This is a genomic window from Burkholderia sp. YHN3-13, from assembly GCF_055810675.1.
Genome location: NZ_JBVVNQ010000019.1, coordinates 32,427 through 51,886 on the forward strand (window position 1 = coordinate 32,427; position 19,460 = coordinate 51,886).

The window sequence follows — 19,460 nt, forward strand, 5'->3', positions numbered from 1 at the left end:
CGCCCGGAACGGCTGACGAAATCGAACCGGACGCGGGCCGCGGCGGCACGCATCCGGCAACATCCAACGGTACGGATTCACGCTTGAAACACGCACGCATCGATTATCGCACGGGCATCCTGTCGTCCCCCGCCGAGGTGCCGGCCGACGAATGGAACGCGCTGCTCGCCCGCGACGCGCAGCCGACGCCGTTCCTGCGCCACGAATTTCTCGACGCACTGCACGTCGCGCGCTGCGCGGTCGACGAGACCGGCTGGTCGCCGCACTTCGTCACGCTGACCGACGAGCGCACCGGCCGCCTCGCGGCCGCCGCGCCCGTCTACGCGAAGCAGCATTCTTACGGCGAATACGTGTTCGACTGGGCGTGGGCCGACGCCTATCAGCGCAACGACCTGCCCTACTACCCGAAGCTGCTGTGCGCGGTGCCGTTCACGCCCGTGCAGGGCACGCGCCTGCTCGCGGCCGACGACGACGCACGCCGCCGGCTCGCGGCCACGCTGCTCGCGTTCGCCGAGCAGAGCGACGTGTCGTCGCTGCACGTGCTGTTCCCGACCGGCGACGAGGCGCGGCTGCTCGAATCGATGGGGATGATGCTGCGCGAAGGCGTGCAGTTCCACTGGCTCAACGACGGCTACCGTCACTTCGACGACTTCCTCGGCACGCTCGAGCAGAAGAAGCGCAAGAACATCCGCGCGGAGCGACGCAAGGTGCACGACGCGGGCGTGACGTTCCGGCGGCTGACCGGCGACCGGATCACCGACGCCGACTGGCGCTTCTTCTCGCGCTGCTACCGGCAGACCTACCGCGAACACTTTTCGAGCCCGTACCTGAACCTCGATTTCTTCCGCACGATCGGCGCGACGATGCCCGAGAACCTGCTGCTCGTGATCGCGGAAGCCGACGGCCGGCCGATCGCGAGCGCGCTCGCCGTGTACCGGCGCGGCGAGCACGGCGGCGGCACGCTGTACGGCCGCTACTGGGGGGCGATCGAACACGTCCCCTGCCTGCATTTCGAAACGGCCTACTACCAGTTGCTCGAATTCTGCATCGAGGCCGGGCTCGACACGTTCGAAGGCGGCGCGCAAGGCGAGCACAAGCTCGCACGCGGCTTCCTGCCGACCGTCACGCACTCCGCGCACTGGCTCGCGCACCCGGCGTTTTCCGATGCGGTCGCGCGCTTCCTCGAACGCGAGACCGAACATATCCACGCGTACGTCGACGAGTTGCGCGAACACGATCCGTTCCGGCGCGGCACCGAATAGCACCGGCAGGCACGTCGTCATGCGGCGAGGCCACGACCGGCCTCGCCGCATGACGCACGGCCGCCTCCGGCTCAGTGCGCGGCGAGCGTCACCGTCTGCGACAGCGCCTGCGGGTCGCGCGACGACGCGGCGGCCGACAGCACGTAGCTCCCCGCGCCGATCCGCCACGCATGCGCATTCGCATCCCATACCGCGAAGCGCTGCGCCGGCACCGCGACGCTGACCGTGCGTGCCTCGCCCGGCTGCAGCGCGACCTTGGTCCAGCCGACGAGCCGCTTCGGCGGCTCGCCGAGCGAAGCGGGCAGCGCCGCGTAGATCTGCACCGTCTGCGCACCGGCACGCGCGCCCGTATTCGTCACCGTCACGCCGACCTTCACGTTGCCCGCCGCGTCGGCCTGCGCCGACATCCCCGACATCGCGTACGTCGTGTACGACAGCCCGTAGCCGAACGGGAACAGCGGCTCGATCGCCTTCGCGTCGAACCAGCGATAGCCGTACGCGAGGCCTTCCGCATAGACGGTCTGCGTGCGCGACGGATCGATCGCCGGCTGCGGCAGGTCGGCTTCCTGCTTCGGGAACGTCAGCGGCAACCGGCCCGACGGATTCGCGTCGCCGAACAGCAGGTCGGCGATCGCCTGGCCGCCCTGCGCGCCCGGATACCAGGCATCGAGCACGCCGTGCACGTTCGCGAGCCACGGCATCAGCACCGGGCTGCCGTTCTCGAGCACGACGACCACGCGCTTCGCCTTCGCGGCGACGGCCGCGATCAGCGCGTTCTGGTCGTATTGCTGGTTGTACGGATCGGCCTTCGCATCCGGCAGCGACAGGCTCGCGAGGTCGAGCCCTTCCGTTTGCCACTGCGTCGCGAACACGATGGCGACATCGGCCTGCGCGGCCGCGGCCGCCGCGGCATTCGCATCGGTCCCGTCGAGATAGCTGACCGAGGCGTTCGGCGCCTTCGCGCGGATCGCCGCGAGCGGCGCGGACTTGTACCAGGTCGCGCAGCCGCCGAACAGCGTGCCGGCCGGTTGCTCGCAGGTCGTCACCGCGTTGCCGTCGATCGCCGGTACCGCGCCCGAGCCGCCGCCCGACAGCACGCCGGCATCCGCATGCCCGCCGATCACGACGACCGACTTGAGCGCGCCGGCCGCGAGCGGCAGCACGGGCTGCGCATCGCCGGGCACGGCCGCGTTCTTCAGCAGCACCGCCGCTTGCCGCGCGATCGCCAGCGCATCGGCGTTGCCGGCGGCCTCGTCGATCGCACCGCCCGGCTTCGGCGGCGCATCCATCACGCCGATGCGGATCAGCGTGCGCAACTTGCGCTGCACCATGTCGTTCAGGCGCGCGGCCGACACGCTGCCGGCCTGCAGCGCCGCGCGCAGCTTCGAGTTGAAGTAGGAGCCGAGCGGCGCGTTGCCGTCGTCGGCCGCGCCCGGCTGCTCCTCGTCGAGCCCGGCCTGCACGGCCGCGACGGTCGAGTGCGTCGCGCCCCAGTCGGACTGCACGACGCCCTTGAAGCCCCATTCGTTCTTCAGCACCGTCGTCAGCAGATACGGGTTCTCGCAGGCATACACGCCGTTCAGCTTGTTGTACGAGCACATCACGTTGCCCGGCTGACCGTCCTTCACACCGATCTCGAACGCGAGCAGCTCGGCCTCGCGCATGGTCCGCTCGTCGACGACCGAATCGATCGTCATCCGGTTGGTTTCCTGGTCGTTGAACGCGAAATGCTTGATCGTCGCGATCACCTTCTGCGCCTGCGTCGCCTGCGTGCGCGCGGCGCTCAGCGTGCCCGCGAGCACCGGATCCTCGCCCATGTATTCGAACGTGCGGCCGTTGCGCGGCTCGCGCGCGAGGTTCACGCCGCCGCCGAGCCCTTCCGCGAAACCGAGCGCGCGCAGTTCCAGCGCGATGCGCGTGCCGTAAGTGCCCGCCAGCGCCGGATCCCAGGTCGCCGCGAGCGCGACCGGCGCCGGCAGCGCGGTCACGCGCGCGTTCTTCACGTTCACGCCGCCCGCCGAATCGGCGCTGCTGAGCGCCGGAATGCCGAGCCGCGGCACGCCGGGGATGTAGCTGGCGCCGTTCAGCGCGTCGGCCGGGAACGGGCCGCCCAGGTCGAGCGCGGGCATGCCCGTGCCGTGCACGAGCTGCAGCTTCTCGTCGGTCGTCAGTTGCGCGACGAGCGCGGCCGCGCGCCGGTCGGCCGCCGCATCGGGGTCGGCCGGCGCGCTCGGGCCCGCCTGGATGTCGTCGCCGCCGCACGACGCGAGCAGCACCGTGAGCGCACACGCGGACGCAATCGTCGAACACCGGAACAGCGAAGTTTTCATTGATCCTCCAGAATCGTTCTGTTGTACTTGTCGCCACACTCCAGCGTCCGAGTCTAAAAAGTGACCGGTCACCACGCTTGACCGGCAGGAGCATGCGTTGACCTCTCGCAGCGGGGACAAACCCGAACGGCATGACGACAGGGAGACAGACATGGAGTTGCAACAGAAATCGGTATCCGTACGGATCTACCGCTGGCTGTGCGAGGACGCGCGCGCGAACGGCATCGATCCCGCGCCGCTTTACGACACGCTCGGCATCGGGCCGGCCGAGCTCACCGACGACGCGCGCCGCATCGCGGGCGACCGGCATGTGGCTGCGATGCAGCTGACGAGCGGCTGGCCGCTGTCGTGGCGTCGCCCGCCGCCGCAAGTCGTGCCGTGGCTCGTGCAGTTTCCCGAACTCGCGGGCATCACGTGCAACGCGGCGACGCTGCGCGACGCGCTGCACGGCTACCTGCACTATCGCGAGCTGATCGGCAACGTCGACTGGGTGTTCGCGCACGAGCATCGCGATGCGATCGCGCTCGAGTACGTGAACGAAGGCGACGGCCGGCACGCGGGCAGCGCATTCACCAACCTCGCGATCCTCGCGGCACTCGCGCGCCTGTACGATCCGCACGCACGCATCGCCGACGCCGAATTCGCCGGCCGCGCGTTCGCGCCCGCCGCCGCGCTGCGCGACATGCTCGGCGCGCCGATGTCGTTCGACGCCGCGCACAATCGCATCGTGCTGCGCTCCGCGCACCTCGACACGCCGTTCGAGCGCTACAACGCGCCGCTCGCCGGCATCCAGCGTCATGCGGCCGACGCCGCGCGCGAGCGCGTGCGGGCACGCTCGACGTTCGGCTCGTCGGTCGAGCAGTGCGTGCGCGACTGGCTGCGCACGTCCGACGAAGTCGACGTGCCGACCGACACGCTGATGCAGCACGTATGCACGCGCTTCGCGATGTCGCGCTGGACGCTGCGCCGGCGGCTGCATCGCGAAGCCGTCGGGTTCCATGCGCTCGTCGCGCAGGCGCGACTCGGCGAAGCACGCGACCTGCTGCTGAACACGCAGTTGCCGATCGGCGAGATCGGCGTGCGCGTCGGCTTCCGTTCGACGAGCGCATTCACGCGCTTCTTCACGCGCGAACTCGGCGCGGCGCCGAGCCGCTTTCGCGACGGACACGGCGACCGGTGGCGTTGACGCGCGTTTTTTCTGAGACACTGGCGGCTTCGCACTCCGCCGCCCTGCCATGTCCTGGTTTCTGTATCTGATCGAATGCGCCGACGACAGCGTCTATACGGGCATCACGACCGACGTTGCCGCGCGCTTCGACGAACACGCGTCCGGCAAGGGCGCGCGCTACACGCGCTCGCGCAAGCCGCGTGCGGTGCTCGCGTCGTTTCCGCTGCCCGACCGATCGAGCGCGTCGCGGGCGGAATACTGGGTGAAGCGGCTTACGCCCGTGCAGAAGCGGGAGCTGGCGGCCGGGTTGCGGACGCTCGAATCGGTGTTGCCCGTCGTGGCGACGCTCGATGAAAGCGCGGACGCGGCCGGCTCACCGGTGCGCACGCGCGGGCGCAAGCAGGCGAAGGCGGAGAACGCCGACAACCTGGCGGACACGGCCGCGGCGCAACCGGCTGCAGCGGAAAACGTGAAGGCCGGGAAAGTCGGCAAACCGGCAAAGGCGGCAACGCGCAAACCAGCGGCGACGAAAGCCAAAAAGGCCGCGCCGGAAGCGAAACGTGCACAAGCCGACGGCGCCACAGCCGTAAAAAAGACCGCGTCGCGCGGCATGTCGGTAAAGAAGACCAAGCCGCCCGCATCCGCTTCATCGAAACCGAAGGCCCCGGCCGCCGTCGGCCAGCCCGCGGCGAACACGCGCAAGAACGCCGCTTCCGAGCCGGCCCGTCGCCGGCCATCGGCCGCGACAACCATCGAAGCGGCCCCGCCCCGCGCAACACGTGCGAAGACCGCGCCGGCCGCGGCGCCGTCCGCACGCCGGAAACCCGCGCGCCCAAAACAAAACCGCGCGGCCTCCTAAGGAGACACGCGCGGTCCGCGTTCCGTACGAACCGGCCGTCGGCCGGCACGCCGCTTACTTCTTGTAGTTCGCGGCGCCGTCGGTGATTTCCTTGTGCGCGGCTTCGATGCCGGCCCAGCCTTCGACCTTCACCCACTTGCCCTTCTCGAGCGCCTTGTATTGCTCGAAGAAGTGCTTGATCTGGTCCTTCAGGTACTCGGGCACGTCGTCGATCGACTTCAGGTTCGCCGTCATCGGGCAGACCTTGTCGTGCGGCACGGCGACCAGCTTCGCGTCGACGCCCGACTCGTCGGTCATCTGCAGCATGCCGAGCACGCGCGAGCGCACGATCGAGCCTGCCAGCAGCGGGAACGGCGTGATCACCAGCACGTCGACCGGATCGCCGTCGCCCGACAGCGTCTGCGGGATGTAGCCGTAGTTCACCGGATAGCGCATGCCCGTGCCGATGAAGCGGTCGACGACGAGAAGGCCCAGTTCCTTGTCCGCCTCGTACTTCACCGGGTCGCTTTGCGCGGGAATCTCGATGATCACGTTGAAATCTTGCGGCAGGTCCTTGCCGGCCGGAACATGATTGAAGCTCATGAGCACTCTCTGTAGGTCGATGGGAATTCGGGACAGGGCGCAGCGGCCGATGCACCGGCGCGGGCGCCCCCCAAGGGAATGCGCCATTATAGCCAATCGACCGGTGGCGTCCGGATGACGATCGGCGCGATAATCGTTCCGGATGGTCGGCCGTCGCACTGCCGGCCGCGTGGCACGGCATCGGCGTCGGCGCTGAAGCGCCAACCCGGGTACACGGGAGCAGGCATGGAAGAGGCGAAGCACTTCATCGCGGGCGAATGGACGTTGCCCGCGCAACTGGAAACCATCGCGGTCGTCGATCCCTCCGATGGCCAGCCGTTCGCGGTCATCGCGCGCGGCACGGCGCCCGATGTCGAGCGCGCGGTCGCCGCGGCCCGCGACGCGTTCGCGGGCCCGTGGGGCGCCGCGAGCGCCGCCGAACGCGGCCGCGTGCTGATGCGGCTGTCGGCGCGCGTGACCGATTCGATCGAGGAACTCGCCGCGATCGAGGCGCGCGATACCGGCAAGCCGCTGAAGCAGGCACGCGCCGACGCGGCCGCGCTCGCGCGCTACTTCGAGTTCTACGCGGGCGCCTCCGACAAGCTGCACGGCGAAACCCTCCCCTACCAGGCCGGCTACACGGTGCTGACGGTGCGCGAGCCGCACGGCGTCACGGGCCACATCGTGCCGTGGAACTACCCGATGCAGATTGTCGGGCGCAGCGTCGGCGCGGCGCTCGCGGCCGGCAACGCGTGCGTCGTCAAGCCGGCCGAGGACGCGTGCCTGTCCGTGCTGCGCGTCGCCGAGCTCGCCGCCGAAGCCGGTCTGCCGGCCGGTGCGCTCAACATCGTCACCGGCTACGGCCACGAAGCCGGTGCCGCGCTCGCGCGCCATCCGGGCATCGACCACATCTCGTTTACGGGTTCGCCGGCCACCGGCAAGCTGGTCACGCAGATGGCGGCCGAGAACCACGTGCCCGTCACGCTCGAACTCGGCGGCAAGTCGCCGCAGATCGTGTTCGCCGATGCCGATCTCGAGGCGGCGCTGCCCGTGCTCGTGTCCGCGATCGTGCAGAACGGCGGGCAGACCTGCTCGGCCGGCAGCCGCGTGCTGATCGAGCGCGCGGTGTACGAGCCGCTCGTCGAGCGCCTCGCCACCGCGTTCAACGGGCTGCGCGTCGGCCCGAGCCGCGCCGATCTCGACTGCGGCCCGCTGATCAACGCGAAGCAGCAGCAGCGCGTGTGGGATTTCCTGTCCGACGCGCAGCACGACGGCATTCCGATGGCCGCGCACGGGCAGGTCGTCGCCGATGCGCCCGAAAGCGGCTTCTACCAGGCCCCGGCGCTGTTGCGCGACGTACCGCCGTCGCACCGCCTCGCGCAGGAGGAAGTGTTCGGCCCCGTGCTCGCCGCGATGCGTTTCGTCGACGAGGACGAAGCCGTCGCGCTCGCGAACGGCACGCCATACGGCCTCGTCGCGGGCATCTGGACGCGCGACGGCGCGCGCCAGATGCGGCTTGCGCGCCGCCTGCGCGCGGGCCAGGTGTTCATCAACAACTACGGCGCGGGCGGCGGCGTCGAGCTGCCGTTCGGCGGCGTCGGCCACTCGGGCCACGGCCGTGAAAAAGGCTTCGAGGCGCTGTACGGCTTCACCGCGCTGAAGACGATCGCGATCCGCCACGGCTGAACGCGCCGGCGGCGGCCGGTCGCGACATGACGCACGACGATTCTGATAACCAGCACAGGAGACACACCATGCGGTTGAGCGGCAAGACGGCCATCGTCACGGGCGGCGGCTCGGGCTTTGGCGAAGGCATCGCGAAGACGTATGCGCGCGAAGGCGCGAACGTCGTCGTCAACGACCTGAACGGCACGGCGGCCGAGCGCGTCGCGAGCGAGATCGCGCTCGCGGGCGGCAAGGCGATCGCGGTCGCCGGCGACGTGTCGAGGCAGGACGACTGGCATGCGCTGCTGCAGGCCGCGCTCGACGATTTCCACGCGGTGCAGATCGTCGTGAACAACGCGGGCACCACGCACCGCAACAAGCCCGTGCTCGACGTGACGGAAGCCGAGTTCGATCGCGTGTACGCGGTCAACATGAAGAGCCTGTTCTGGTGCGTGCAGACCTTCGTGCCGTACTTCCGCGCCCAGGGCGGCGGCGTGTTCGTCAACGTCGCGTCGACGGCCGGCGTGCGGCCGCGCCCGGGCCTCGTCTGGTACAACAGCACGAAGGGCGCGATGATCACCGCGAGCAAGTCGCTCGCGGCCGAGCTCGGCGCCGACCGCATCCGCGTGAACTGCATCAATCCCGTGCTCGGCGAGACGGCGCTGATGACCGAGTTCATGGGCTGCGAGGACACGCCGGAAAACCGCCGCCGCTTTCTCGCGACGATCCCGCTCGGCCGCTTCTCGACGCCGCAGGACATCGCGAACGCGGCGCTCTACCTTGCATCCGACGAGGCCGAGTTCATCACCGGCGTGTGCCTCGAAGTCGACGGCGGGCGCTGCATCTAGTCGTAACGGGCGGCACGACAATCACGCCATTGCTTCGCACGAAACCGGATCGGGCGCCGCTGCGCCCGCTCCGGCCAACTACAAGGACTGGAGACAACATGGCAACATCGACGCAGTCGCTGCCGGGCTCGTCCGGCGCATTCGAGGAAGCAACCTACCGCAAGGTCTCATGGCGGCTCGTGCCGCTCCTGCTGCTGTGCTACGTGGTCGCGTATCTCGACCGCGTGAACGTCGGCTTCGCGAAACTGCAGATGGCGAGCGACCTGAACCTGAGCGACACCGTGTACGGGCTCGGCGCCGGGATCTTCTTCTTCGGCTATTTCCTGTTCGAAGTGCCGAGCAACATCATCCTGCACAAGGTCGGCGCGCGGGTGTGGATCGCGCGCATCATGGCGACCTGGGGCGTGATCTCGATCCTGACGATGTTCGTCACGACGCCCGCGATGTTCTACGTGATGCGCTTCCTGCTCGGCGTCGCCGAAGCGGGCTTCTTCCCCGGCGTGATCCTCTACCTCACGTACTGGTATCCCGCGCACCGGCGCGGCCGGATGACGACGTTCTTCATGACGGCCGTCGCCCTGTCCGGCGTGATCGGCGGGCCGATCTCGGGCTTCATCCTGAAGGCGTTCGACGGCGTGAGCGGCTGGCACGGCTGGCAATGGCTGTTCCTGCTCGAAGGCATCCCGTCGGTGCTCGCCGGCGTGCTCGTGTTCTTCACGCTCGACGAGCGGATCGCGAAGGCGACGTGGCTGACCGACGAGGAAAAGGCGCTGCTCGCCCGCAACGTCGACGCGGAGGAAGCGACCAAGGAGGACCTGTCGCTCGGCGCGGTGATGTCGAGCCCGCGCGTATGGCTGATGGCGCTGATCTATTTCTCGTTCGTGATGGGGCTCTACGGCGTCGGCTTCTGGCTGCCGACGATCATCAAGGCGACGGGCGTGACCGACACGATCATGATCGGCCTGCTGTCGGCGATTCCGTATGCGGCCGCGGTGGTCGCGATGATCCTGATCGCGCGCAGCGCGGACAAGCGCCGCGAACGCCGCTGGCACCTCGCGATTCCGGCGGCGATCGGCGCGCTCGGGCTCGTGCTGTCGGTGATCTGGGCGCACCAGACCGCGCTCGCGATGTTCGGCCTCACGCTCGCGACGATCGGCATCCTGACGACGCTGCCGCTGTTCTGGAGCCTGCCGACCGCCTTCCTCGGCGGCACGGCCGCCGCGGCCGGCATCGCGATGATCAATTCGATCGGCAACCTCGCTGGCTTCCTGAGCCCCTACCTGATGGGCTGGCTCAAGCAGGCGACGAGCGCCAACGATGCGGGCATGTACATGCTCGCCGGGTTCCTCGTGCTCGGCGGGCTGCTCGCGCTGTCGGTGCCGAAGCGGCTGGTCGACAAGTAATGCGCGGCGCGTAACCGCACACCGGGCACACGGAGCGCGCCGGCCGACCGACTGCCTCCACCGAAACGCCCCGGCGACCGGCATCCGTCCGGTCGCCGGGGCGTTTTTGCTTTCGGACCGGCGCCACGCGGATCGACCGGACGCCACGCCAGACGGACGATGGCACCTTATCCACCAAATTATTCCCTTATGCTCCTATATATATGGAACAATAAAGAACATTAAGGGAATCATTTGCCGATCATGTTCCACACCGTCGAAGACACTGCCGCACGCCTGCGCGTCCATCCGAAGACCGTCCTGCGGTTCATTCGCGACGGCAAGCTGCGCGCGACGCGGGTCGGCCGTGCGTACCGCATCCTCGACACCGACCTCGCCGCGTTCGCGCCGGCGGCGCCGGCCGCCGCTCCGCGCGCGGTGCGCGTCACCAGCATCGTCGACATCCCCGACGCGTCGCAATCGCTGCACCAGTACCTGTCGCGGTCGCTGCACGCGATGGCGTCGGGCCGCACGTCGTACGTCGATCCCGTGCGGATCGACGTCACGTTCGACCCCGCCTCGAGCCTGGTCAAGGTCGTCGTCGCCGCGACGCCGGCCGACACGGCGGCGCTGATGTTGTCGCTCGACATGCTGCTGCAGAAAAGCGGGACATGAGCGCGATCTTCCGGTCGCCCCGCCACGCACGCGCGATTCGCGCCGCCTACGCGGCCGCGCTGTTGCACTGGCCGGCCGGCCATCGGCGCATCACGGTGCAAACGCGCCACGGCGCGACGCACGTGATCGCCTGCGGCCCCGAACACGCGCCGCCGGTCGTGCTGATCCATGGCGCGCAGACGACGGCGGCCAGCTGGCAGCACTACGCGGCCGCATGGTCGACGCACTTCCGGCTCTACGCGATCGACGTGATCGGCGAAGCGGGGCCGAGCGCGCCGTCGCGCCCGCCGCTGGCAAGCGACGCGTACGCGCAATGGCTCGACGACGTGCTGGACGGCCTGCAGGTGTCGCGCACCGCGTTCGTCGGCATCTCGCTCGGCGCGCGCACGGCGCTCGACTTCGCGTTGCGCCGGCCCGCGCGCGTGACGCGGCTCGTGCTGCTCTGCCCGTCCGGCATCGGCCGGCAAAAGCCGTTTCTGTGGTGGGCACTCCCGCTGCTGCTGCTCGGCGAGGTCGGGCGCGCCTGCGTGCGACGGCGCGTGCTCGGCCGCCTGCCGCCCGCGTCGACGCCGGCCGAACGTGACGCGCTCGCACTGATGCGCGCCGTCGATCGCGGGTTTCGCCCGCGCCTCGAACCGATCCCGGTATTCGACGACGCGACGCTGCGCACGCTGTCCGCGCCCGTCCTGGCGATCGTCGGCGGTCGCGACGCGCTGCTCGATTCACGCGACACGCACGATCGCCTGACGCGTCTCGTGCCGCACGCGCAGGTCCTGATGCTTCCCGAGCAGCGTCACTTCATCCGCGGGCAGCGCGACAACGTGCTCGCGTTTCTCATCTCGACGAAACCGATCGACATGCACCACCGAATCGTTCAGGCAGCCGGCAGCCGCGTGCTGGTCCGCGATCCTTGTGCCGGCCTCGTGCGGCGGGAAAGCGATGCGCTCGACCTCGTCGCGCTTGCGCACGAGCACGAAGCCGACTGGATCGCGATCGCCGCGGACGCGCTGCACGACGACTTCTACCGGCTCGACAGCGGGCTGGCCGGCACCGTGCTGCAGAAGCTCGTCAACTACGGCGTCCGGCTCGGCGTGGTCGGCGACATCGACCGCCGGCTCGCGCGCAGCGAAGCGCTGCGCGCGCTCGTTCGCGAGTCCAATCGCGGGAAGTCGGTCTGGTTCGTCGCGAGCGAGGCGGACCTGCTGCGCAGGCTCGGCGCATGACGGACAAAAAAAAGCCCCGAAGGCCGCCTGGCGTTCGGGGCGTCTTGCGCGGCCCAGCCGCCGCGTCAGACCACGGTGATCGCGAGCGCGCTTTCGCGATAGTGCTTCGCCGCCTTGTCGGTTTCGCCGAGCTGCTCGAACAGGCGCGCGAGCGCGCGATGTGCCCGCACCTTCAGCGCGTCGTTGTCGGCCAGCTTCAACGCCGATTCGAGGAACGACTGCGCCTTGCCCCACAGCTGCTGCTGCTGGCAGAGGCGGCCGAGCGCGAACAGCAGGTCGGCATCGTCCGGGTGATCCTTCTTCCACCCTTCCGCCTTCTGGATCAGCGGCAGCGCATCGGCGCCGGCCGTATCCGGGTAACGGCGCAACAGGCGTGCATCCCAGTTGTGCGCGAGCGCGTCCTCGACGATGCGGCGCGCTTCGTTGCGACGCTCGAGCGGCACGAGCAGGTCGGCCGCGAGATCGGCCAGACGCGGCGACTGGCGCTCGACCGGCGACAGCGACTGCCACACTTCGAGCAGCGCGTCCGGGTCGTGCCGGCGTTCGCGCAGCAGGTTTTCCGCCGCCTGCTGGCGCAACCGCACGGCCGCGGCCGGATGCAGCGCCTCGCGCTTCTCGAGCGCCTTGGCGAGCTTCAGCACCTCGGCCCAGTTCTTCAACTGCTGCTGCGCACGCAGCGCGACCTGCTGCGCATGGATGCGCTTGCCGCCGGCCTGCATGTCGGCGAGCGCGGCGAGCGCGCCGTCGGCATCGCGCGCATCCGCGCGCATGTCGGCCGCGGCGAGCAGCCGTGCGTCCTGCCATTCCGGCGCATCGACTTTCGACAGCCAGTCGTCGCGGCGCGTGTACTCGTGCATCCGGTGCGCGGCCGTGGCGCCGACGAGACTCGCGGCGCCCAGGTTCGCGTCGACCGACAGCGCTTCACGCGCGGCCTTCTCCGCGCGCGAGAAGCGGCCCGCGTACAGGTTCGAAATCGCATCGCGCAGCGACGCCTGCGCCTTCTCGTTGCGCGAACGCGCACGATACGCGGCGACCCGCTGCGGCATGCGCCAGATGTTCCGCACGATGCGCAGCAGCGCGTACACGACGATGAACAGCACGACGATGGCGATCACGAACAGGTTCAGCGACACGTCGACCCGGTACGGCGGATAGACGAGCAGCACCTGCCCCGCGTCGAAACGGCCGACGGTGGCGAGCGCCGCGGCGATCGCGAACAGGACCGCGAGCCAGACGATTCCTCGAAGCGTCATCGTTACCCCCGGCTCTTGAACTGCTGAACGGCGTTCAGGCTGGTGTTCAGGTTCGGCACCGCGACCGTCAGCGATGCACCGTCAACCTGCTTGAGCAGATCCTCGACGGTCTGCGTGTCCTTCGATGCCTGATCGAAATACTTCCCGAGCGACGCCTGCGCGGCGTGCAGGTCGGCCTTCATCGCGCTGTCGTTGCGCGCGAGCAGCGACAGCCGCGCGGTGAGCAGGCGCAGCTTCACGTTCTCGCGCACGAAGTAGCCCTGGTCGGGCGACGCGAGCATCGCGTCCGCGTTGTCGATCCGGCGCACCTGCACGAGGCCCTTGAGCTGCTGGCCCAGGCCGGCCGAGAAGTCGTGCCACCACACCTTCCAGCGCGGCTCGCCGGCTACCGCCGACGAAGCGGCTTCAACCGGCGCGGCCTTCGGCGCCGCATGCGGCACGATCGCCTCGCCGGACAGCGGCAGCGCGTCAATCTTCGCGATCGCGTCGTCGAGCTTGATCGCGAGGCCCGTGAGATCGGCCGCCGGCGCGGCCTTCAGTTTTTCGATGTCCAGCGCGAGCGCCTTGCGCACCGTGACGGCCTGCGCGCTCTGCGACGTCGCGAGACGCGCGTCGGCGTTCTGCAGCGCGATCAGCGCGAGCTGCGTGTTGCCGGTCAGCTGCAGCTGCTGGCTCGCGCTCGACAGCATCTGGTCGACTTCCTCGAGCATCCACGCATCGCGGTTGCGCGACAGGTCCTGGTATTGCTGCTGCAGCGCCTGCTGCGCGCTCTGCGCGTCCGCGAGCTTGCCGTCGAGCTGCGCGAGCTGCGTGTCGACCTGGTGCGTGCTGGCGAGCGCCTGCTCGGTCTTCATGCGCGTTTCGGCCGTCTGCGCGTCGAGCGCCTTCTGGCGCGCGACGAACGTGCCGTCGAGCCGGTCGATCTTGCGGTTCAGCGCATAGCCGCCGACACCGGCCGCGCAGCCGAGCACGACGACGACGAACCACAGCACCGCGCTGCCGCCGCGGCGCGCGTGCGGCTCGGGCGCGAGATAAGGGGGGCTGGACGGCGGTGCGGATGCAGCGGCCGGCTGGGAAGCGACGCTTTTGGAATCGTTGGTATCTGTCATGCGTTTAGTCACCGGTACGGCTGTCGCCGGTTGGACGGCCTCGTCGGCCATCGTTCGAAACGCGCGGACGATGCGCTCATCGCCCGCGCCGGTCAGCGTAATCCTATCAAAACCCAATGCGCGCGCGGTCTGCTCGATCCGCGGGTGCGGCGTGACGAGCGGCGCATGCTTCAGCGCGTCGATCTCCACATCGTTCAGGTGCGCGCGGGCCAGCTCGTGCAGGTTGCGCACGCCTTCCGAACTGGTGACGAGCCACGCATGCGGCTGGCCGTCGAGCAGCGCGTGCACGCGCTCCCATGCGCCGACGCGCGGCTCCGGCACGACGCGCCGGTAGGCGGCGACGAGCGTGACGTCCGCACCGGCCTCGCGCAGCCGGTCGGCGAGCCATTCGCGCCCGCCGTCACCGCGCACGATCAGCACGCGCTGGCCCGCCAGCGCCTGCGCGCCGCCGAACGCGGCCTCGATGCACGCGAACAGGCTTTCCGAATCGTAATGGGGGACGCCGCCGTCGGCCGGCGCCTGCGGCGCGATCACGCGGTGCGCGGGCGCCGCGATGCCGTGACGCTCGAGCGCCGCGACGCTGCCCGGCCCGACCACGCCGACCGGCAGCGCATTCGGCCAGATCGCGCCGTACTGCGCGAGCGCGCGGTCGATCGCGTTCGGCGACACGAAAATCACCAGCGCGTAATCGGCGAGCGCCGCGAACGCGGCATCGAGCGGCGCCGGGTCGTCGACCGGCGCGATGTCGATCAGCGGAAATTCGAGCACGTCGCAGCCGGCCTCGGCGAGTTGCGACGCAAGCGCGTCGGACTGGCCGTCCGGACGTGTCAGGACCGCGGTGAACGCGCGCGCGCCGCCCGCCATCAGGCGTCGCCCTTGCCGGCCTGCGAGGCCGCGAGCAGCGCCTGGACGATGTCGAGCGCGCCTTGCGCCTCGAGTTCGTCGGACACCGCACGGCCGAGCGCGAGCGCATCGGCGACCGTCATCACGGCGCCGCGCTCCTCGGCCGTCAGCACGCGCTTGCCGTCGGTCGTCGACACGCGGCCCGTCAGGTACAGCTCGCCCGCGCGCCACACCGCATGCGCGGCGAGCGGCACCTCGCAGCTGCCGCCGAGCGCGCGCGACACCATCCGTTCGGCCTCGACCGCGAGCGCCGTGCGCGGGTCGTGCAGCGGCGCGAGCCACGCGGCGACGTCGTCGCGGCGCGCGGCGATCTCGATGCCGAGCGCGCCCTGGCCGGCTGCGGGCGGGCTGGCTTCGACGTCGATCAGCGTGCGGATGCGCGCGTCGAGGCCGAGGCGTTTCAGGCCGGCGGCCGCGAGGATGATCGCCGCGTAGTCGCCGCGGTCGAGCTTCGCGAGGCGCGTGTCGAGGTTGCCGCGCAGCGGCAGGACTTCCAGGTGCGGATAGCGCGACCGCAGCATCGCTTCGCGGCGCAGGCTCGACGTGCCGACGACCGCGCCAGCGGGCAGCGCGTCGAGCGACGCGTAGTCGTTCGACACGAAGGCATCGCGCGGGTCTTCGCGCGCCATGATCGCGGCAAGCGAGAAGCCGTCGGGCAATGCCATCGGCACGTCCTTCAGCGAATGCACGGCGAGATCGGCGCGGCCGTCGGCCAGCGCGCTCTCCAGTTCCTTCACGAACAGGCCCTTGCCGCCGACCTTCGACAGCGTGCGATCGAGAATCTGATCGCCGCGGGTCGTCATCCCGAGGATTTTCACGTCACAAGCTGGATATAATTTGCGCAGCGCATCACGCACATGTTCGGCTTGCCACATCGCCAGGCGGCTCTCGCGCGAAGCAATCGTCAACGTCGCGGGCGGCTGTGCCTGTCGCGGCCCGGCCGCGGGGGTCTCGGAATTCATTGCTGGAACATCGAAGGACGGGATTGAAGATCGAACAATGGTAGCACGCACGCCCCGGCCCGCCCGGGCCCGGAGCCCGCGCCCGGCCTGCCCCCGTGCGGGTCGCGGCGCCGATGTGCGGATGTGCCGCACGTAGCTGGTTGCTTGACCGCAGTTCCCGCAGTTTCCGCAGTTCCTTTTGACTCGAGCTTTCCCAAGGAAACCCATCGTGAAGTCTTCCGGATCGGCGCGCACGGCGCGCCGCAATGCTGCCCTGTCCTCCTCCGACGCCTCGACGGACACCGTCGCCACCGCCGCGAACGGCCGTGCGAAAACGGCAACGAAACCGAAAGACCCGATACGTCAGACAAAACGCGTGACGAAAGCCGCCGGCGCCGCCGCCCGCACGGCCGCCGCGCCGAAGGCCGGCACGCGCACGCGCGAGGACAAGGACCGTCCGCTGTTCGAAGACATCCGCTTCCTCGGCCGCCTGCTGGGCGACGTCGTGCGCGAGCAGGAAGGCGATACGGTATTCGACGTCGTCGAGACGATCCGCCAGACCGCGGTCAAGTTCCGCCGCGAGGACGACAACGAAGCCGCGCAGACGCTCGAGAAGAAACTGCGCAAGCTGACGCCGGAACAGACGGTGAGCGTCGTGCGCGCGTTCAGCTATTTCTCGCATCTCGCGAACATCGCGGAAGACCGCCACCACAATCGCCGCCGCCGCATCCATGCGCTGGCGGGCTCGGCGTCGCAACCGGGCACGGTCGCGTACGCGCTCGAACAGCTGAAGACGACCGGAAACGCGTCGAAGCGCCTGCTGCAGCGCTTCTTCGACGATGCGCTGATCGTGCCGGTGCTGACCGCGCACCCGACCGAAGTGCAGCGCAAGAGCATCCTCGACGCGCAGCACGACATCGCGCGCCTGCTCGCCGAGCGCGACCAGGAACTGACCGCGCGCGAGCGCCAGTACAACGAAGCGATGCTGCGCGCGCGCGTCACCGCGCTGTGGCAGACCCGCATGCTGCGCGACGCGCGCCTGACGGTCGGCGACGAGATCGAGAACGCGCTGTCCTACTACCGCGCGACGTTCCTCGACGAGCTGCCCGCGCTGTACGGCGACATCGAGGCCGCGCTCGCCGAGCACGGCCTGTCCGCGCGCGTGCCCGCGTTCTTCCAGATGGGCAGCTGGATCGGCGGCGACCGCGACGGCAATCCGAACGTGACCGCCGCGACGCTCGACGAGGCGATCAACCGCCAGGCCGCGGTGATCCTCGAGCACTACCTGGAACAGGTGCACAAGCTCGGCGCCGAGCTGTCGGTGTCGAACCTGCTGGTCGGCGCGAACGACGCGGTGAAGGCGCTCGCGGCCGCCTCGCCCGACCAGTCGCCGCACCGCGTCGACGAACCGTATCGCCGCGCGCTGATCGGCATCTACACGCGGCTTGCCGCGAGCGCGCGCGTGCGCGTCGGCGAAGGCACGGTGCCCGTGCGCAGCGCGGGCCGCGGCGCGCCGCCGGTGCGCGCGATCCCGTATGCGGATTCCGAGGCGTTCGTCGCCGACCTGAAGGTGCTGACCGCCTCGCTCGACGAACACCACGGCACGTCGCTCGCCGCGCCGCGCCTCGCGCCGCTCGTGCGCGCGGCCGAGGTATTCGGCTTCCATCTCGCGAGCATCGACCTGCGCCAGAGCTCCGACATCCACGAAGCGGTGGTCGCCGAACTGTTCGCGCGCGCGGGCGTCGAGGCGAACTACGCGGCGCTCGCCGAGGAAGACAAGCTGCGTGTGCTGCTCGCCGCGCTCGCCGACCCGCGCCCGCTGCGCTCGCCGTACTTCGAATACTCGGCGCTCGCGCAGAGCGAGCTCGGCGTGTTCGAGAAGGCGCGCGAAGTCCGCGCGCAATTCGGCGCGCGCGCGGTGCGCAACTACATCATCTCGCATACGGAAACCGTCAGCGACCTCGTCGAGGTCCTGCTGCTGCAGAAGGAGACGGGGCTGCTCGAGGGCGCGCTCGGCGTGCCGGGCGGCGACGCGAGGAACAGCCTGATGGTGATCCCGCTGTTCGAGACGATTCCCGACCTGCGCGACGCCGCGCGCATCATGCGCGAATACTTCGCACTGCCGGGCATCGACGCGCTGATCGCCCACCAGGGCGCCGAGCAGGAAGTGATGCTCGGCTACTCGGACAGCAACAAGGACGGCGGCTTCCTCACGTCGAACTGGGAGCTGTACCGCGCGGAACTCGCGCTCGTCGACCTGTTCCGCGCCCGCAAGATCACGCTGCGGCTGTTCCACGGCCGCGGCGGCACGGTCGGCCGCGGCGGCGGCCCGACCTACCAGGCGATCCTGTCGCAGCCGCCGGGCACCGTGAACGGCCAGATCCGCCTGACCGAACAGGGCGAGGTGATCGCGAGCAAGTTCGCGAACCCCGAGATCGGCCGGCGCAACCTGGAGACCGTCGTCGCCGCGACGCTCGAGGCGTCGCTGCTGCCGCAGTCGAACGCGCCCGCGCAGTTGCCCGCGTTCGAAGCCGCGATGCAGACGCTGTCCGATTCGGCGATGGCCGCGTACCGCGCGCTCGTCTATGAGACCCCGGGCTTCACCGACTACTTCTTCTCGTCGACGCCGATCACCGAGATCGCCGAGCTGAACATCGGCAGCCGCCCGGCATCGCGCAAGCTGCAGGATCCGAAGCAGCGCAGGATCGAGGATCTGCGCGCGATTCCGTGGGGCTTCTCGTGGGGCCAGTGCCGGCTGCTGCTGACGGGCTGGTACGGCTTCGGCAGCGCGGTGAGCGCGTATCTCGACGGCGCCGGGGACGACGCCGAACGCACGAAGCGCGTCACGCTGCTGAAGAAGATGAACAAGACCTGGCCGTTCTTCTCGAACCTGATGTCGAACATGGACATGGTGCTCGCGAAGACCGATCTCGCGGTCGCATCGCGCTATGCGCAGCTCGTGTCCGACCGCAAGCTGCGCAAGCACGTGTTCGAGCGGATCGTCGCGGAATGGGAGCGCACGTCGCAGGCGCTCGCGGAGATCACCGGGCAGGAAGGCCGCCTCGCGACCAACCCGCTGCTCGCGCGCTCGATCAAGAACCGCTTCCCGTATCTCGATCCGCTGAACCACCTGCAGGTCGAGTTGATCAAGCGTCACCGCGCGGGCGACACGAACGCGCGGCTGCGCCGCGGGATCCACCTGACGATCAACGGGATCGCGGCCGGCCTGCGCAACACCGGCTGATCCGCCCGCGGCGCGGGCGCGTTCCGCGCCGGCCTGG

At 69.7% G+C, this 19,460-nt stretch carries 14 protein-coding genes; 9 read left to right on the plus strand and 5 right to left on the minus strand.

The features are described 5' to 3' along the window. Positions 1-83: 83 nt before the first annotated feature. On the plus strand, positions 84-1,262 hold the full coding sequence (locus tag AC0KUR_RS30715) for a GNAT family N-acetyltransferase (RefSeq protein WP_049030133.1): 1,179 nt from the start codon (positions 84-86) through the stop codon (positions 1,260-1,262). 71 nt (positions 1,263-1,333) lie between these two features. Here the strand turns inward: AC0KUR_RS30715 and AC0KUR_RS30720 are convergent, their stop codons facing one another. Continuing rightward, the gene (locus AC0KUR_RS30720; RefSeq protein WP_473376821.1) at positions 1,334-3,592 is read right to left on the minus strand and encodes a glycoside hydrolase family 3 C-terminal domain-containing protein; all 2,259 of its coding nucleotides are present in this window, start codon (positions 3,590-3,592) and stop codon (positions 1,334-1,336) included. Positions 3,593-3,743: 151 nt separating this feature from the next. Between AC0KUR_RS30720 and AC0KUR_RS30725 the strand changes: the two genes are divergently transcribed. Together AC0KUR_RS30725 and AC0KUR_RS30730 are read left to right on the plus strand one after the other, a co-directional pair. After that, positions 3,744-4,778 carry a helix-turn-helix transcriptional regulator gene (locus AC0KUR_RS30725; protein WP_473376822.1) on the plus strand — a complete coding sequence of 345 codons (1,035 nt, stop codon included), beginning with the start codon at positions 3,744-3,746 and terminating at the stop codon, positions 4,776-4,778. 49 nt (positions 4,779-4,827) lie between these two features. Continuing rightward, positions 4,828-5,619 (plus strand): GIY-YIG nuclease family protein, encoded by a 792-nt coding sequence (locus AC0KUR_RS30730; RefSeq protein ID WP_200088276.1) that lies wholly within the window; start codon positions 4,828-4,830, stop codon positions 5,617-5,619. Between the two features lie 54 nt (positions 5,620-5,673). Here the strand turns inward: AC0KUR_RS30730 and ppa are convergent, their stop codons facing one another. Beyond that, a complete protein-coding gene (gene ppa / locus AC0KUR_RS30735; RefSeq protein ID WP_011352863.1) occupies positions 5,674-6,201 on the minus strand; it encodes an inorganic diphosphatase in 528 nt (175 codons plus the stop codon). A 225-nt stretch (positions 6,202-6,426) separates the two neighbouring features. On the opposite strand from ppa, the gene AC0KUR_RS30740 reads away from it, so the two are divergent. The 5 genes from AC0KUR_RS30740 to AC0KUR_RS30760 all read left to right on the plus strand — a co-directional run bounded on the left by AC0KUR_RS30740 (position 6,427) and on the right by AC0KUR_RS30760 (position 11,973). Further along, the gene (locus AC0KUR_RS30740; RefSeq protein WP_473376823.1) at positions 6,427-7,866 is read left to right on the plus strand and encodes an aldehyde dehydrogenase family protein; all 1,440 of its coding nucleotides are present in this window, start codon (positions 6,427-6,429) and stop codon (positions 7,864-7,866) included. A 68-nt stretch (positions 7,867-7,934) separates the two neighbouring features. Beyond that, entirely contained in the window at positions 7,935-8,693 is a 759-nt protein-coding gene (locus AC0KUR_RS30745) for an SDR family oxidoreductase (RefSeq protein WP_124609532.1), read from the plus strand. A 98-nt stretch (positions 8,694-8,791) separates the two neighbouring features. Continuing rightward, positions 8,792-10,096, plus strand: coding sequence for an MFS transporter (locus AC0KUR_RS30750; RefSeq protein ID WP_034186243.1), 1,305 nt, complete (start codon positions 8,792-8,794; stop codon positions 10,094-10,096). A 243-nt stretch (positions 10,097-10,339) separates the two neighbouring features. After that, a complete protein-coding gene (locus tag AC0KUR_RS30755) occupies positions 10,340-10,750 on the plus strand; it encodes a helix-turn-helix domain-containing protein (RefSeq protein WP_473376824.1) in 411 nt (136 codons plus the stop codon). After that, positions 10,747-11,973, plus strand: coding sequence for an alpha/beta fold hydrolase (locus tag AC0KUR_RS30760; RefSeq protein WP_473376825.1), 1,227 nt, complete (start codon positions 10,747-10,749; stop codon positions 11,971-11,973). The genes AC0KUR_RS30755 and AC0KUR_RS30760 overlap by 4 nt, the downstream gene beginning before the upstream one ends. Before the next feature lie 65 nt (positions 11,974-12,038). Here the strand turns inward: AC0KUR_RS30760 and AC0KUR_RS30765 are convergent, their stop codons facing one another. Genes AC0KUR_RS30765 through hemC form a run of 3 tightly spaced genes read right to left on the minus strand, consistent with a single transcriptional unit; the run spans position 12,039 to position 16,200 of the window. Next, entirely contained in the window at positions 12,039-13,226 is a 1,188-nt protein-coding gene (locus AC0KUR_RS30765) for a heme biosynthesis protein HemY (protein WP_034186245.1), read from the minus strand. Between the two features lie 2 nt (positions 13,227-13,228). Next, positions 13,229-15,199: a fused uroporphyrinogen-III synthase HemD/membrane protein HemX gene (hemDX, locus tag AC0KUR_RS30770; RefSeq protein ID WP_034186246.1), complete on the minus strand. Its 1,971-nt coding sequence runs from the start codon at positions 15,197-15,199 to the stop codon at positions 13,229-13,231. Further along, on the minus strand, positions 15,199-16,200 hold the full coding sequence (hemC, locus tag AC0KUR_RS30775) for a hydroxymethylbilane synthase (protein WP_175027686.1): 1,002 nt from the start codon (positions 16,198-16,200) through the stop codon (positions 15,199-15,201). Before hemC ends, hemDX begins: the two co-directional genes overlap by 1 nt. Positions 16,201-16,408: 208 nt before the next feature. On the opposite strand from hemC, the gene ppc reads away from it, so the two are divergent. Further along, positions 16,409-19,423 (plus strand): phosphoenolpyruvate carboxylase, encoded by a 3,015-nt coding sequence (gene ppc / locus AC0KUR_RS30780; RefSeq protein ID WP_034186248.1) that lies wholly within the window; start codon positions 16,409-16,411, stop codon positions 19,421-19,423. The last annotated feature ends 37 nt before the right edge of the window (positions 19,424-19,460 follow it).

What these genes read in the sequence shown, in the direction of transcription:
- AC0KUR_RS30750 (WP_034186243.1), top strand. Translation starts at nt 8,792, where the DNA reads ATGGCAACATCGACGCAGTCGCTGCCGGGCTCGTCCGGCGCATTCGAG.
- AC0KUR_RS30760 (WP_473376825.1), top strand. Translation starts at nt 10,747, where the DNA reads ATGAGCGCGATCTTCCGGTCGCCCCGCCACGCACGCGCGATTCGCGCC.
- ppa (WP_011352863.1), bottom strand. Translation starts at nt 6,201, where the DNA reads ATGAGCTTCAATCATGTTCCGGCCGGCAAGGACCTGCCGCAAGATTTC.
- hemDX (WP_034186246.1), bottom strand. Translation starts at nt 15,199, where the DNA reads ATGGCGGGCGGCGCGCGCGCGTTCACCGCGGTCCTGACACGTCCGGAC.
- AC0KUR_RS30745 (WP_124609532.1), top strand. Translation starts at nt 7,935, where the DNA reads ATGCGGTTGAGCGGCAAGACGGCCATCGTCACGGGCGGCGGCTCGGGC.
- AC0KUR_RS30720 (WP_473376821.1), bottom strand. Translation starts at nt 3,592, where the DNA reads ATGAAAACTTCGCTGTTCCGGTGTTCGACGATTGCGTCCGCGTGTGCG.
- AC0KUR_RS30740 (WP_473376823.1), top strand. Translation starts at nt 6,427, where the DNA reads ATGGAAGAGGCGAAGCACTTCATCGCGGGCGAATGGACGTTGCCCGCG.
- hemC (WP_175027686.1), bottom strand. Translation starts at nt 16,200, where the DNA reads ATGAATTCCGAGACCCCCGCGGCCGGGCCGCGACAGGCACAGCCGCCC.
- AC0KUR_RS30730 (WP_200088276.1), top strand. Translation starts at nt 4,828, where the DNA reads ATGTCCTGGTTTCTGTATCTGATCGAATGCGCCGACGACAGCGTCTAT.
- AC0KUR_RS30765 (WP_034186245.1), bottom strand. Translation starts at nt 13,226, where the DNA reads ATGACGCTTCGAGGAATCGTCTGGCTCGCGGTCCTGTTCGCGATCGCC.
- AC0KUR_RS30725 (WP_473376822.1), top strand. Translation starts at nt 3,744, where the DNA reads ATGGAGTTGCAACAGAAATCGGTATCCGTACGGATCTACCGCTGGCTG.
- AC0KUR_RS30755 (WP_473376824.1), top strand. Translation starts at nt 10,340, where the DNA reads ATGTTCCACACCGTCGAAGACACTGCCGCACGCCTGCGCGTCCATCCG.